At 33.9% G+C, this 15,430-nt stretch carries 11 protein-coding genes; 1 reads left to right on the forward strand and 10 read right to left on the reverse strand.

All coding sequences use genetic code 11. From position 1 onward, the window contains the following. Window positions 1-8 precede the first annotated feature (8 nt). From ITJ86_RS00575 to ITJ86_RS00590, 4 genes are all read right to left on the reverse strand, one after another. On the reverse strand, window positions 9-1,328 hold the full coding sequence (locus ITJ86_RS00575; protein ID WP_195870156.1) for a TolC family protein: 1,320 nt from the start codon (window positions 1,326-1,328) through the stop codon (window positions 9-11). Further along, window positions 1,318-4,512 carry an efflux RND transporter permease subunit gene (locus ITJ86_RS00580; RefSeq protein ID WP_195869656.1) on the reverse strand — a complete coding sequence of 1,065 codons (3,195 nt, stop codon included), beginning with the start codon at window positions 4,510-4,512 and terminating at the stop codon, window positions 1,318-1,320. Before ITJ86_RS00580 ends, ITJ86_RS00575 begins: the two co-directional genes overlap by 11 nt. Window position 4,513: 1 nt before the next feature. After that, window positions 4,514-5,659, reverse strand: coding sequence for an efflux RND transporter periplasmic adaptor subunit (locus ITJ86_RS00585; protein ID WP_195869657.1), 1,146 nt, complete (start codon window positions 5,657-5,659; stop codon window positions 4,514-4,516). A gap of 118 nt (window positions 5,660-5,777) precedes the next feature. Beyond that, on the reverse strand, window positions 5,778-7,685 hold the full coding sequence (locus ITJ86_RS00590) for an ABC-F family ATP-binding cassette domain-containing protein (RefSeq protein WP_195869658.1): 1,908 nt from the start codon (window positions 7,683-7,685) through the stop codon (window positions 5,778-5,780). A 108-nt stretch (window positions 7,686-7,793) separates the two neighbouring features. Between ITJ86_RS00590 and ITJ86_RS00595 the strand changes: the two genes are divergently transcribed. Then, window positions 7,794-8,195 carry a DUF983 domain-containing protein gene (locus tag ITJ86_RS00595; RefSeq protein WP_195869659.1) on the forward strand — a complete coding sequence of 134 codons (402 nt, stop codon included), beginning with the start codon at window positions 7,794-7,796 and terminating at the stop codon, window positions 8,193-8,195. A gap of 44 nt (window positions 8,196-8,239) precedes the next feature. Here the strand turns inward: ITJ86_RS00595 and ITJ86_RS00600 are convergent, their stop codons facing one another. The 6 genes from ITJ86_RS00600 to ITJ86_RS00625 all read right to left on the reverse strand — a co-directional run bounded on the left by ITJ86_RS00600 (window position 8,240) and on the right by ITJ86_RS00625 (window position 15,427). Continuing rightward, the gene (locus tag ITJ86_RS00600) at window positions 8,240-9,289 is read right to left on the reverse strand and encodes an NAD(P)/FAD-dependent oxidoreductase (protein WP_195869660.1); all 1,050 of its coding nucleotides are present in this window, start codon (window positions 9,287-9,289) and stop codon (window positions 8,240-8,242) included. A gap of 155 nt (window positions 9,290-9,444) precedes the next feature. Further along, a complete protein-coding gene (gene porN, locus ITJ86_RS00605) occupies window positions 9,445-10,356 on the reverse strand; it encodes a type IX secretion system ring subunit PorN/GldN (protein ID WP_195869661.1) in 912 nt (303 codons plus the stop codon). Window positions 10,357-10,407: 51 nt separating this feature from the next. Continuing rightward, a complete protein-coding gene (porM, locus tag ITJ86_RS00610; RefSeq protein WP_195869662.1) occupies window positions 10,408-11,979 on the reverse strand; it encodes a type IX secretion system motor protein PorM/GldM in 1,572 nt (523 codons plus the stop codon). Between the two features lie 50 nt (window positions 11,980-12,029). After that, on the reverse strand, window positions 12,030-12,665 hold the full coding sequence (porL, locus tag ITJ86_RS00615; protein ID WP_195869663.1) for a type IX secretion system motor protein PorL/GldL: 636 nt from the start codon (window positions 12,663-12,665) through the stop codon (window positions 12,030-12,032). A gap of 83 nt (window positions 12,666-12,748) precedes the next feature. Next, on the reverse strand, window positions 12,749-14,095 hold the full coding sequence (porK, locus tag ITJ86_RS00620; RefSeq protein ID WP_449663529.1) for a type IX secretion system lipoprotein PorK/GldK: 1,347 nt from the start codon (window positions 14,093-14,095) through the stop codon (window positions 12,749-12,751). 165 nt (window positions 14,096-14,260) lie between these two features. After that, window positions 14,261-15,427 carry a formimidoylglutamase gene (locus ITJ86_RS00625; RefSeq protein ID WP_195869665.1) on the reverse strand — a complete coding sequence of 389 codons (1,167 nt, stop codon included), beginning with the start codon at window positions 15,425-15,427 and terminating at the stop codon, window positions 14,261-14,263. Between the last annotated feature and the right edge of the window lie 3 nt (window positions 15,428-15,430).

Genomic DNA, 15,430 nt, shown 5'->3' on the forward strand with positions numbered 1-15,430 from the left:
AGTTTAGATTAAAATTGAACATTTAACAATTCTCCACTAATTTGAAGCACATCTAACTCAGCTAATTTTGCATCATATTTTGCTTGATTTCGGCTTAATTCTGCATTTAATAGATTGAGTTGGGCTTGTCTAAATTCGATAGAAGTCACTTGACCTAATTTGAATTTTTCTTCAGTACGGTCAAAATTATTTTGTGCGGTTTTAATATTGTCTTCCTGTACTTGAAAAATCAATAATTTATTTTGGTAATTGTCCCAAGCATTATTAAAGTTTCGTTCAATATCTATAATTAATTGCTCTTTTTGTAGTTTCTGATTTTCAAGAAATAGTTTAGTATTCTTTACACGAGTGATGGTTCCACCTCCATCAAACAAATTCCAAGTTAAATTTAAACCTGCAGAAACTCCTGTATTTGTGTTTTGCAAAGTAAAGGCTAATGGACTGTTGTTGGTGGACTCGTTCCATCCGTAAGACCCTACTAAACCAACCGTTGGCAAAAATTGTGCTTTACTTGTTTTAATATCGTATTCACTAATATTTATATTACTTTCAGCTTGTAATAACGACACGTTATTAGCTTTCATTTTTTCTAAAAGTGTCTCCTTGTTAAGTTCAAGTAGAAAATTAAGTTCGGTCTCAACTCGGAATTCTTCGGATTTTTTATTGCCTAAAACAACATTGAGATCGCGCTTCGTATTTTTTAATTGTTGTTTTATATTTATTACACTAATACTGTCGTTATTTATATCTACTTCAGCATTTAAAACATCTAGTTTGGTATTTTGTCCATAATCAAACTGATAACCAGACCGTCTTAAGCGATCTTTAGAAATAATAAGCGTTTCTTCAAGTACATCTGAATTTTCAGAGAGCTGTGCAATGGTATAATAGATAGAAAACAATTGCACCATAGTTGTTTCAATGGTTTGACGCGCTTCTAACTCAGACAATAAATATTCTTCCTTTAGACGCTTGTAGTTGTACAAACGACCCATACCATCAAACAAGGTGTAATTTAAATTAATTGACGCATTATAACGCCTCGTCTCTGCTCCATCTGCTACACGTGTTTCTCCATTGGCCAACTCACCATCTGAGTTTTGTACATCAATTGAAGCACCAGCATTACCAGTAAGTGTTGGTAAATAACCAGAATTTAAAATGCCTTGATTATTGTCTGCCACTTCAACAGTATTTGTGGCTATTTTGATACCGTAATTGTGCTCTAAAGCAAGTTTCATGGCTTCGTCAGTAGTCAACACATCCTGTGCGGTTGCAATGAATCCGAAGAAAACAAAACTAAATACAATATAGGTTTTAATGTTCATCATCATTTTTTTGTTCTATTATGGCGCGTTCTACTTCTTCTTTTGAAATTTTATCGCCTGTAATCAACCATTTTTTATTCGTTTTAAAACTGTTAGTTGCAGACAATAAAAGTGGTAAAATAACTAAAGTTAAAACGGTTGCTATAGCAATACCGTAAGCAATAGAAATTGCCATAGGTTTTAAAAACTGTGCTTGTCTACTTTTTTCTAACAGTAATGGTGCAATACCAGCAATAGTGGTTACTGATGTTAAAAATATAGCTCTGAATCGTGCTTTACCAGCTTCAAACAATGCGTTATCGAATGTTAATCCCATTTTTAAAAATGAATTAAACTTACTTATCAATACCAATCCATCATTTACCATAATACCAATAAGTGCTATAATACCTAACGCTGAAAGAATGTTAACAGGAAAATCGTGAATCCAATGTCCCCAAGCCACTGCTATAAAACTGAATGGAATCATAAAAATTAATAATAATGGCTGGCTATAACTTCTAAACGTAAATGCGATAACCACATAGATTAAAAATATGATGACTGGGACAGCAGTTTTTGCTGATCGTGTTAGTTTTCCTGCTTCTCTATTTTGACCTTCGTAAGACACACCAACTGTTGGGTATTTTGAAAGTATATCTGGCATAACCGTATTCTGTATTTCAAGAAGAATTTCTGCAGAACTTCCGTTAGGATCTTTTAAATCAGCATTAACTTGTATTTCTCGTTGCCCATTGAGGTGTTTTATACTTTCGTCACCTCTCATTATAGTATAGGTTGCAATTTCTCCAAACGGTACTCGTTGTCCCAATGGTGACACAATACGCATTTCGTCCAAGTTGTTTATTGACGCTCTATCGGTTCTATCATATCTTACCCAAACACGAATTTCATCTTGACCTCTTTGGAAACGTTGTGCTTGTAAACCAAAGAAACCTGCTCTTACCTGACTCATTACCTCCTGAAGGTTTAGGCCAAGTGCATATGCCGTTTCGTTAAGTTCAACATTTATTTCTTTAATTCCTTCTGGATCGGTATCTGAAATATCAGCTAACAATGCGTTCTCTTGTAACACCCTACGCAATTCTGTTTTAGCGTTTTTAAGTTCTTCGGTATTATTTCCTAATAACGAAATTGAAATAGGCGAACCACCAAAGTTACCACCAGAACCAAAGGTTAAACTCTCTACACCATAAACTTCTCCTACTTCTTCTCGTATGGCATTTGTAATTTCTGGCGAACCAAAATCCCGTTCCTCACCTGGTAAAAGGTTAACATTTATACTTGCTTTGTTGTTTCCTGGACCAACACGCTTTGTAATGTTTTCTACTACTTGCTTGTTTCCTGATTGGTTTTTACTAAAATCCTCATTAACGCGCCATGCTGCACCTTCAACCAAAGTGATAATGGAGTCGGTTATTTTAGGGTTTGTACCCTCTGGCATTAATAAATTAATACTTACACGATCACTCGCAATACTTGGGAAGAAAGACGTTTTTATAACACCTCCTTGATTTGCTGCAATGGTTAAAATCATTAAAGCGATAAGTATAGCAAACGTAATAAAGCGTTGTTTAAGTACAAACTTTAAAGTTGGACTATAAATCTTATCTCGACAATACACCATAAATTGATCACCATACTCATTGAGATTACGCAGTTTTACAAAGACTTTGGCAATTCCTGTTTTTTCTTTTCTGTCTGCTGCTGATATTTTCAATAAAGCTTTAGAATGCGCTATATGCGCAGGTAAAATAATTAATGCTTCAATCAACGAAATGATTAATATAAGTATAACAATAACAGAAACTTCACTGAAGAATTCACCCATTCGACCTTCTAAGAATAAGAACGTTGAAAATGCTAAAATCGTTGTTGTAATTGCTGAAAGTACTGCAGGTAACACTTCCATTGTGCCATCAACGGCAGCTTGGACTCTAGGTTTACCTTCTTCATAATGCTGATAAATATTTTCGGCAATAACAATGGCATCATCCACCAAAATACCGATGACAATAATCATCCCAAATAGAGACAAGACATTAATAGTAACGTTAAACTGAGCAGCAAACATAAACATTCCTAAAAATGAAATAGGTAAGCCAAAAGCCACCCAAAAAGCCATTCTTGTATTTAGAAATATTGATAAAAATAAGAGCACCAAAATAACTCCCATGACACCATTTTCTAAAAGTAATTTTGTTCTTTGATTTAAACGAATAGACGAATCACTAACGACGTCAATTTGAACTCCAGTATATTTCTGATTAAACTCATCGATATACGTATTAACCTTACCGGCTGTTGAAATTAAGTCTTCACTATTGGTATTTGTAATTTCAATATTTACAGCAACATTGCCATTAAAAAAGGAAGCATTTGGTGTTTCTGAAAAACGATCTCTAACGGTTGCAACATCTTGTAGTCTAACAACAGTACCATCCTCACGTGCTCTAACAGGAAGAATATTCAGTTCGTCTCCATAATAAGATCGGTTATTAGCTCTTATTAAATAATCTTCACTATCTGTTTTTATATTACCACCTGTGGTTAGGATATTAGATTGTGAAACAGCTCTCGCAACTTCACCAAACGTAATATTATAAGCTAAAAGGTCATTTTCTCTAACTGCAATCTCTATTTCTTCCTCGGGATAACCCGTTATTTCAATTTGCGATATACCTTCCATAGCACGAAGGTCATTCTCTATATCTCGTCCTATTTGTTTTAAAGTAGCAAGCTCAATGTTGTCTCCACTAATTGCAAAATCTATGGTTTGCCTTACACGTTCTTGTTTGGCAACTACCAAAGGTTCCATACCTGAAGGAAAGTTGGGCACACGATCTACCGCATTCTTAATTTCGGCAAGCATATTATTAATATCCTCGTCGGTTTCAATTTCAACGGTAATACTACCTCCACTTTCTCGAGACGTCGATGTCACACGCTCAATACCAATAAGCCCTTTAAGATTATCTTCAATTTTTAGCACAATACCTTCTTCAATCTCTTGAGGCGCAGCACCAGGATATGCAATACTTATTGAAACAATCTCCGCGTCTTGTAGTGGAAAGTACGACGATTTTAGGTGAGACATTCCTAAAATACCAAAAATGACAATGGCTATAATGATGACGTTTACTGCAACATCGTATTTTATAAAATAAGTGATTATTTTTCTCATTCTATTGTGCAGTTTCGTTTGATTGAGTCGTATTTACAGATTCTTCATTTACTTTCACTAACATACCAGCATAAGCACCAGGAATAGATCTTGAAAGTATTACGGCATCATCTGGCACACCTTTTATAATAACATCCTTAGATGAAAAATATATAGGTTTGACATCAATTATATCTAGAACACTGTCTCTTAAGACAAAAACTTTAGATTGATCTACCAAGAGTGTTCTTGAAATTTTTATGGCGTTCGGAATTTCTTCAGCTTCAAGTTGAGCTTCTAGATACATACCTTCTTTTAAATTGTCGCCTTCAACCTCTACAAAAACTGTAACGGTTTGTGTGGCTTGATCAATACGACCATTTATTCTAGAAACGACACCAGTATAATTAGATTGTTTATTTAACGTATTAAGTTTCACTTTTTCACCTATTGACAACAAATCACTGTAAGTGCTACCTATGGCTAATTCTAATTCATAAACGGAAGTATCAATAAATTCTCCAAGTTTTTGACCAGGTCTAACCAACGTTCCTTTGTTAACTAAACTTTCGGTTAAAATACCATTGTATGGTGCGTAGATCCTATACTTAGATAAACGTTGCTCAAGATTTTTTACATTATAATATGCTGATTGCACTCCACGACCTGTGATAAAATAATTAACTTTTTCATCAGAAGACTCTGGCAAAGCAGCCACACTTTTATTCATATCAAAATTTTGAAGATACGTATTCCAAACAGGAAAAGCATTTGGATAATCTAATCTTAAATCTGGCATTAAAGAGGTTATAAGATTGTATAACTCACTTTTAGCAGATTGAACTGAAGCGTAGTATTCATTAGAGTTAATACGAATAAGTAATTGTCCTTTTCTGTAAGTCTCACCAGCTTTAAAGTCACTAGCACTATTTTCAAACACACCTTGCACCTCAGAATAAAGCTCTAACCTATTCTTAGCTAGAAGATTTCCATTTGCAGGAATTATAACAGGTACAGTGCTATTTTTTATCGTATCTACAAAAACCGTTTTTACGACTTTTGAAACTTCTGGCTTTTCTTTTGTATTACTTTCTATAATAAAATAAGCACCAACACTAGCTGCTAAAATTATAATGACGCCAATTACAAATAGAAGAATTTTTCTCATTGTTTCGTTTTTAATGAATTAGTTTCTATTCGCAATTTTAAAACTAAATGAATAGAAGACAAAAATATTCAATTGTTGACGCCAAGTCGTTAAAAAAAACTTAAAAACGCAGTGTAGACTACGATATTTCATCGAGTTGAAACTGAATGGACTCCCAGTCTTCCATTAGCTTCCCTAAGGATTTCTTCTTACTTTGATACGTATCAAAAAATGCTGGATTAGCAGCAGTTTCATCATAATTTGTAGCGAGTTTAATATCGTCATTTTTAATGTCTTTTTCTAGTTGACTAATTTTAGACTCAATATTACTCAACTTATTATTTAAAGACTTTAATTTCTTTTGATCTTCGTAACTCTGTTTATTGCTTTCTTTGGGTTTGTTGGCAACGACCGTTCGTTTTTCGGCTTCTCTTAGATTTTCGAGATTACGTTGTTCTAAGTAAAAATCTATATCACCTAAATACTCTTTGATGTTTTGATCTTTAAATTCATAAACCGTATCTGTTAAACCCTGAAGAAAATCCCTATCGTGAGACACTAATATCAAAGTCCCTTCAAATTTCGTTAAAGCTTCTTTTAAAACATTCTTAGATTTAATATCTAAGTGGTTGGTTGGCTCATCCATAATAAGGACGTTCAAAGGCTGTAATAATAGTTTCGCCAGAGCCAAACGATTTCGTTCACCACCAGAAAGCACCTTAACATATTTCTCAGCTTCCTCTCCTCTAAATAAGAACGACCCTAAAATATCTCGAACCTTACTTCTATTGGTTTCATTGGCAGCATCGATCATAGTATCTAAAACCGTTTTATTACCGTCTAAATATTCTGCCTGATTTTGCGCGAAATAGCCTATTTGCACATTATGACCTAAATTTAAGTGGCCTTCGTGCTCAATTTCTCCAACTATAATTTTAGCCAATGTTGATTTTCCTTGTCCGTTTTGACCAACAAAAGCTGTTTTAATATCTCTAGGAACTGCTAAATTTACATTGTGTAGCACTTGTAAATCTCCATACGATTTTGAGACATTTTCTATCTCAACAACCACTTTTCCAGGTGTAATTGACACCGGAAAATTTAAAGCCATTACACTATTATCATCTTCATCGACTTCAATACGATCAATCTTATCTAATTTTTTTATTAGCGATTGTGCCATTGTAGCTTTTGAAGCTTTTGCTCTAAACTTTTCAATGAGTTTTTCGGTTTGCTCAATTTTTTTCTCTTGATTTTTTTGAGCTGCCAATTGCTGCACCTTCATTTCTTTTCTCAGCTCTAAAAATTTGGTGTATGGTTTATTGTAATCGTAAATACGACCTAAAGAGATTTCGATGGTACGATTTGTAACGTTATCTAAAAACATTTTATCGTGCGATACGATTACCACTGCACCACTATAACTTTTTAAGAAATTTTCTAACCAAATAATAGATTCTATATCCAAGTGGTTGGTTGGCTCATCTAACAATAATAAATCGTTGTTTTGAAGTAAAAGCTTTGCTAACTCTATTCGCATTCTCCAACCACCAGAAAAGGTATCTGTTAGCTTATCAAAGTCTTCACGCTTAAATCCTAAACCTTGAAGAATTTTCTCAGTTTCACCTTGGTAGTTATAACCTCCTAATATTTCGTATTGATGTTGTACATCATTCAAATCAACCATTAACTGATGATAAGAATCACTCTCATAATCTGTACGTTCGGCCAGTTGTGTGTTAATTTCTTCGAGTTGGGCTTCGCATTTTTTTATGTCTTTAAATGCTTGATAGGATTCCTCTAATACGGTTTTTCCTAGATCGAAATCAATATCTTGTTTTAAGAATCCAATTTTCATATCCTTGTCTGCAGCAATCTGACCAGAATCGGCTTCTTGTTCTTTAGACAAAATACGAAGCATGGTCGATTTGCCTGCTCCATTTTTACCTATTAAACCAATACGATCGCCAAGACCTAGCTTAAAAGTAATTTCTTCAAAGAGGTATTCTCCTTGGAATGATATAGAAAGGTTATGAATGTTTAACATAAATAGTTTAAAATTTCAACTGTACTTTGCGTTACAATTGTTACAATGCTTAACTAATAAAATTTTATCTTTGCATGGTTATAATTCGCAAAAATAAAGGTTTTAGTTATGATTAGAAAAGGAATGAAACTTTATAGTATACTTTTTGGTGTATGTCCTAAATGTCACCAAGAATCTATGTATCAAAACAAAAACCCTTATGCGATTACTGAAGTCATAAAAATGAACGAGACCTGCTCCCACTGTAATACAAAATATCAGATTGAGCCTTCCTTTTTCTATGGGTCTATGTATGTGAGTTATGCTGTTGGTATTGCTTTTGCCGTAGCCGCGTTTATAATTAGTTATAACATTTTAGGATCTTCGCTTATTACTGCATTTGTTGCTATTATGGCTACCTTAATTGGGCTTTTCCCTGTAATAATGCGTCTATCTCGAAATATTTGGATTAATATCTTTATGAGTTATGATAAAGAATTAGCTGAGAAAAGTACAAAGGCAGAATCCTAAAATTGAATGAACCACGTGACTAAAAATCGCTCTTCTATTTAGTTCTATTTTTCATTAAATCTGTTGATATCAATTTCAGAATCTAAAGATTCATTCGTTTCAATTAACTTAAAAAGTTGCTTAGACACATAAGGTGCTATCATAACTCCTCGTGTTCCTAACCCATTTAACACATATAAGTTGTTATGCTTAAAATGTCTTCCCACTAAAGGTCTTCTATCTTTAACGGTTGGTCTTACTCCTGCAATATGACCTACGACTTCGAAATTACATGTTAAAAATTTTCCCAGTTTCAATAGCAACTCTTCTTTTGCTTTTTCTGTAGGCACATTAGACTTATCGTTATTATCATAAGTTGCACCTACATTATACAAATCATTTCCAAGTGGAATAACAAAAACTGAAGATTTAATGGCGTAATCAATTTTTAAATCTGGTGCTTTTATCGTTAAAATTTCACCTTTAGAACCTGTAAGAGGAAGGTGATTAAAATATGGGTTCTGTTTCACACCAAAGCCTTCTGCAAAAACAATTTGATTCGTTTTTAAATTTTCATAATGAATGGCATCATTTTCAAACTGTATGTTGTTATAAACAAATGATGTTTCAAACAGACTGTTATTGGATTTTAAAAACGCTTTATAATTTAGGATTAATGTTTCGGTATCAATTCGGCCTGCGTGTAACACTTCACCAAACCCAAAATTCGCATCAATATATTCAGACGAATTTTTAATCAAATTTGTAGATAGAAAAGGCTCTAATGACGGCTTATCTGAGGCTGTAAACCATTTATTTTGTTCTTCTATTGATATGAAACGTCTTAAGATGGAGAGTTCATAATCTATTTTAATCTTTAATTCGTTTTCAATTTTAGAATATAAAGGACGGGCTAAGGCTAACTGTTCTTTTGCTTTCCAAACCTTTGAAAATCGCTTAAGTATAACAGGATTATATAACCCGGCTGCTACTATAGATGATTTTTGTGAGCTATCATCAAACACAACAAATGTTTTATTGTGTACACGCAATTCTTCACAAAATGCTATACTAGCTAATCCACAACCTACTATGATATAATCTACTTCCTTCATTTTTTTAACATTATCACAAAAGTAAATAAATCTATATTCCTAACGTCGCAAGGCGCAAATTATGTTTGGAGCAATCATAATATCCCAAACATTTCGATATAAAAAAAACGCCCACTTAAAAAGTGAGCGTTTATATTGTTTTATGTTGAAGCTAATTAGTAACTCCACATATCTTGTTCAAAGTTTCTGATTTTATCTTTGATTCGTTCTGATTCTAAAAGTTGCATTAATGCATTTTCAGCCACATACTCTTTTACTTCTCTATCACCATAAACATTTTCTTCTTTGTAGATAATACCACTAAAGCGTCTGCTATTTAATAAATGATCGAAAGATAAAGGCACTGCGCTATTCTTATTATTGAAAGCTTTAGCCTCATGAAGAATATCTCTTATTTCTGGAAAAAACACCCAATACAAACCAATTGGTTCTTTATTCATTTCATCATCAGAGTCAATAAAATTCACATCTGGTGCTGCAGGTGCAATACCAAGAATACGATATTTTAATTCTCCTTGACGTTTATCAAAGTACCAAAGTCCTTTTACTAAATACGATTTAATGTCTGCTGGTCCAATCTCTCTACGAACTTTATATTCTTCTGGTACAAGAGCCGTATCAGTAACACCTTCTGCATTCATCCAATCAATTCCTACATCAAGAACTCTTTCCATTACTAAAGCAGGTGCCAAATCTTCCATGGTACGTTCTTCAGTAAAATAGGCATCTGCATATACCTTTGGAATAGTGCCATTCTCGATATTTTCCTTTAATACCATATACAATGATTTTCTATCATCGCCTAAGTTATCTTCAATAGGAAAGTATAACGGAAAGTTTGCACGCTCATCTAGAACAATTTTTTCCCAAGTCATTTTAGAAAACAAAATATCTCTGTCTCCGACATATCCATATTCTAAAGGCTTATCGTTATCTAGAAGTAACTGCGCTTCAGTTTTCATACCAATTTCTTCTGGTATTTTTGCATTTAGGATATTAGCCTGAGCAAACATACTGTTTGCGGCTAAAACACCTATTCCTATACATAAAAAGCTTTTTAAATTCATCTTGTCGTTTATTATAATTTGGGATTTTCTTTTTAACTGCGATTAATTATCTTAGTTAGATACCTCAATTGTTACAGGAGATACACCCTTTAGATTATAACTAGAATTTCCAGTTATCTTCGCTTTAATATTAAAAATTGTAACTACATCACCAGTACGTGCTCTACCAATTGCTGCTTTAGCTTGACTGTTCATTTTAGTACCAGCAACATTTACTGTAGGCTGACCCGGAACTTTAACTTGGAATGATGTTACATTAATTGGTAAATCAAATACAAAGTCGTCTAACTTAGCACCAACAGTACCAATTTCTATATTTCTTTTTGGTAATCTTACCATACCATCTTGTCCTGAAATAGTACCAGTTGGCTTTGGAATATCTTTAATTCTAAAGGTTTTTTGATCACTAGCAGGTGAACCATCGTCTAAAGTAGCAGTCACATTAATTGTTACTTCTCTACCAGTACCTGGATTCATAACATATTTTCCACCACTACCTGCAGGTGATAGTCCAGCACCTGAAGCTCTTACTTTATTGTCTGGTACACCAGCAAAAGAAATAGTCATTGGGTTAGCAACACCACGATAAACAACGTTCATCTTATCTGCAGAAATTGTTGCAGAATTTGGTCTTGGTACAACCACATAGTTTGCTTTAATTGGAATTTTTAACTCTTCATTGTTTTCAATAAAAGTAAACTCACCATTAATTTCATGTTCACCAACATTACCAACATTAAAACCTAATGTTGCAGCACCTGTAGAATCAATTGCTTCACTTAGGTTAACCTCTTGTCCTTGAACCGTTAATGCTGTTGGCGGTACATTAGCATACTTACCAATTACAACTCTACCTTGAAACTGCTCTCCTGCAAAAAATGCAGACTTATCAGCTAATACAATGGCTTGATAGTTATTAAGTGTTGTCGCTTCAGAAACGATATTACCTAGAAATAAACTAAACATATCAGACTCTGTAACTCTAACATCATTCTGTAATGCTGTTAACTTAGTATAAGATGCAATCGCTGGGTAACCTTGAAAGTTATAGTTTAACCAATCGATTTTTTTACCATCTTTATTCTCTTCTTGTGCTGTACTGAATGTTTTTTCAAAAGCTTCAGCTCTACCTCTATAGCTCTCATCTTTAGCTAAGATATCATTGATTGCACTTTTGTACTGGTTTAAATTCGCCATTACTTCTTCGCCTTTTTTAGTAAGACGATCTCCTGTAAACCAAGCTTCATCAAGAATATCGGTTTTATCCATAGCTTCGAAAGGTAATTTACCGTTCTCATCTAATTCATATTCACCAGTTTCGATAATATCTCTTTTAAGGGACTCAAGATAAGTAAAGAACTTATCAGATGCGATTTTCACCTGTTGTGCTCTTGCCGCTGAAGCCTTAAATGCTTCAGGGTTTTCTTCTCCTTTTCTTTCTAGTTCGGCCAACAACATATCATTTCGTTCTGCCGTAGATTCATTCGCATCAGCAAATTTTGCTTCCATTAACCCAAATGCAGATAATACTTCTTTAGACATATTCATTGCCATCATAGCAATAAATACTAAGTACATTAAGTTAATCATTTTTTGCCTTGCGGATAGTTTTCCTCCTGCCATTTCTAATTAGTTTTTAATTGTTAATAATTAATTTTGATTATAAAAACCAATTAGTTTTTGTTCATTGCAGATAGCATACCACCATACACACCATTTAAAGATGATAAGTTAGAAGCTAAAGATTGCATTTGCTCTTTTAATTTAGTAGCATTTTCTACAGCTTCTTCATTAATTGCAGCTTGACGGTTTGCACTATCCATTTGTACTTTATAAAGGCTATTTAAAGACTCCATTTGAGCTGCCGCTAAAGACATTTCTTCACTGTATTTCTTTTGTGCTGCCATTGAATCAACAGTTGGAGAGATTCCTTTTGCTGCTCCTTCAAAGTTTTTAATGCTATCTCCTAAGCTTGCCATAAGCGCACCATCAATTTTAGCATCTTTTAATAAGTTGTCTAATTTTTTAGATAACATTCCTTCAGCATCTTTTGGTGCCTCAACAGCTTTCTTTTTTGCTCCTAAGGTTTGTCCACCAGCTAATTCTGGATATACAAGTGACCAATCTAAGTCGTCTCCTTGCTTTTCAAATGCTGAAATTGTAAATACTAAAGCTTCAACAATCATACCTATAGTTAAAATAAGGGATGCATAAGGCCAGTGCTGAATTTTAAATAACGCTCCAAGGATTACAATTGCAGCTCCAAGTCCGTAGACCATATTCATTGTTGATAATTTCTTTTGTGCCATGATTTTTAAGTTTTTGTTTTCAAATGAGCTTGGTTAATTAATACTCATTTAGGATTAATATTTAGTTTTAAGTTAAGTTTAGGTTAATTTGTTGCTGCGTTTTTAGTGACTTCAGTTCCCATATAATCTTGAACTGTTCTAAATCCGATATAGCTTCTTGCAGAATCTGCATATTCATAATCTCTAGAGCTTACTTGTAAGAAATAAGCAACATCTTTCCAAGATCCACCTCTTACTACTTTACGAGCATTATCAGGATCGTTTACATTAGGATTAATTGATGAAGCATATTCATATGATGCAGGATCGTAAGAACCATTTACCCATTCTGAAACATTACCTGCCATATTATACAAGTTGAAATCATTAGGATCGTAAGCATCTGCTTCTACAGTATATAATGCCTGATCTGCAGCATAATCTCCACGTAATGGTTTAAAGTTTGCCATAAAACAACCTCTGTCGTTTTTAGTATATGGTCCACCCCAAGGATACGATGCTCCTTGTAAACCTCCACGTGCAGCATATTCCCACTCTGCTTCAGATGGTAATCTGTATGAGTTTACTGGTTGTCTACCTCTCTTCTTTCTATCGGCATTGTGATATAACGTTCTCCACTGACAGAACGCTTGCGCTTGCTTCCAAGATACACCTACAACCGGATAATCTCCATAAGCATCATGCCAAAAATAATCGTTATGCATTGGTTCATTATAAGAATATGCGAAATCTCTAATCCAAGCTGTTGTATCTGGATATACTTCAACTTCTTGCTGAACTACAACCTCAGATCGCTTTAACCCTCTATTTTTAGCGGCTTTTTGAATATCCATATAGGTATACTGGAACTTAAATTGCTTTACATCCCAAGTACGTTGACCATTATATGACTCTTCTAATGGTAAGTACATACCATCCATTACCTCAGCATACAATTCATCTGGATAGTCATCCGTGCTAAAGTGTAAATCTACGTCTCTATTAATTTTTCTTTGCTGATTACCATAGGTATTCACCATGTAGCTTTCGTAAGCGTTAAGATTTTCTGGATCTGCGTCTACATATGCAAATTCACCAATATCTCCATTTCCTGGTGTTTTACCCTCTAAGTCAGCCATCTCAGCTAATTTTAATCTTAGAGTAGAATCTCTTACCCACTCTACAAATTGACGATACTCGCTATTTGTAATCTCAGTTTCATCCATGTAAAATGCACGAACTGTTGCTGTTCTTGTTGGGGCATCTTGTACTCCAGCTAAATCATCATCTGATTTACCCATAATAAAAGCACCTCCAGGTACCAAGGTCATTCCATAGGGCTTTTCCGGGTGCCATTTTTTACCTTGTACACCAACCAATTGTCCACGATCACCAGAATTACAACTGGCTACCATAACTAGTACTGTGGTTAGTAAAATAAACTTCTTAATATTCATAGTAACTCTAGGTTAAATTAGTCCTTATTATTTTTGAGGTCGTAAACATATTTATATATTTCCGAATAAACAACTTTTTTTCTCTTTTTTTTACACTTCACCCTTAAAATAAGCATTTCGTCGATTAAACTTATGTTAAAATCCGATAAAATGCGCATTTCAAAAGCTATTCTTCCTGTAAGCTTTATACCAGCGTTCTGGTATTTCACCTTGAGTTGCATGCACATAATCGGAATGCATGCATGGTAATAACGTATGCTTTTTTAATTTATTATTAACGTTTGGCAAAAACGGAATCTCTATCCACCAACGACCTGTTTTTAAACTCTTATAAAATATTAATTCATCATTATCAACTAATACATTATACTTTTGGTAATGGTTTTCATTTTTAAAATCGTCATCTTTCACTCTACAATTAACTCCTTCTATAAAGTACCATATCATTTGTGCTACCAACATTGCGGTTGCACTATCATTCTTAGATACGTTATATTCATAAATACCAAAAGAAGTGACCTTATTACTTATACCAGCATATCTACTAATAGCACATATTTCTTTTCCTGAAAAACCATTTGGTGAATATTTCTGATTTTCACTTACCTCAGCAGCTCTAACTGATTTTAAATCTACTGAAACAATATGCGCATCTCGCATTAACGGTTCTACTCTACTTATGTCTCCAGAAATCTCTCCTAATCGGTAGGCCTCAAAGTACAGCTTTTCTATGAGATCTATTTCTTCTTGGGAGTTAAAGTATGTTTGATATCCTATTGTTGTGTAATTAAACAAATTATAGGGCTCTTCTACAATGACTTTACCCACATAACTATTATTCTTTATAGGAAGGTTGGCATCACCTAAATCAAAATTTGTATCTACACTTACAACGTTAACCATTGGTAGAATAGAATCGTACGCACGGTAATTGGCATACGTTAAATCTTGACTTCCTCCCAACACAATAGGTATAATACCTTTTTCTACCAAAACAGTAATTGCAGTGCGAATTGCAAAATAAGTATCTTCAACTGTTTCGCCTGGTTCAATATCACCAAGGTCTGCTATTGTAGTATGCCAATTTCCAGGAAATAGCGTATAAAGTGTTTTTCGAATCGTATCGAAATTAATAGGAGCACCTATATAATTAACATCATTTCTATTTTCTTGAACTCCGATAATCGCCATTTGAACGTTTTCCAAATCTGGAATTCCGTTTTGACGCGAATGAACCTTGATTTTTTTTCCTAGCGCTTGTTGCGCTGTTAGTTCGTTATGAGCTAAAATCGCATCTGAAACAGGCGTAAGGAAATTAAAATTCATACT

It is taken from the genome of Winogradskyella marina (genome assembly GCF_015645385.1).
Lineage (GTDB): Bacteria > Bacteroidota > Bacteroidia > Flavobacteriales > Flavobacteriaceae > Winogradskyella > Winogradskyella marina.

Coding starts and splice junctions, on each gene's coding strand:
- ITJ86_RS00575 (WP_195870156.1), bottom strand. CDS start 1,328: ATGAACATTAAAACCTATATTGTATTTAGTTTTGTTTTCTTCGGATTC.
- ITJ86_RS00580 (WP_195869656.1), bottom strand. CDS start 4,512: ATGAGAAAAATAATCACTTATTTTATAAAATACGATGTTGCAGTAAAC.
- ITJ86_RS00585 (WP_195869657.1), bottom strand. CDS start 5,659: ATGAGAAAAATTCTTCTATTTGTAATTGGCGTCATTATAATTTTAGCA.
- ITJ86_RS00590 (WP_195869658.1), bottom strand. CDS start 7,685: ATGTTAAACATTCATAACCTTTCTATATCATTCCAAGGAGAATACCTC.
- ITJ86_RS00595 (WP_195869659.1), top strand. CDS start 7,794: ATGATTAGAAAAGGAATGAAACTTTATAGTATACTTTTTGGTGTATGT.
- ITJ86_RS00600 (WP_195869660.1), bottom strand. CDS start 9,289: ATGAAGGAAGTAGATTATATCATAGTAGGTTGTGGATTAGCTAGTATA.
- porN (WP_195869661.1), bottom strand. CDS start 10,356: ATGAATTTAAAAAGCTTTTTATGTATAGGAATAGGTGTTTTAGCCGCA.
- porM (WP_195869662.1), bottom strand. CDS start 11,979: ATGGCAGGAGGAAAACTATCCGCAAGGCAAAAAATGATTAACTTAATG.
- porL (WP_195869663.1), bottom strand. CDS start 12,665: ATGGCACAAAAGAAATTATCAACAATGAATATGGTCTACGGACTTGGA.
- ITJ86_RS00625 (WP_195869665.1), bottom strand. CDS start 15,427: ATGAATTTTAATTTCCTTACGCCTGTTTCAGATGCGATTTTAGCTCAT.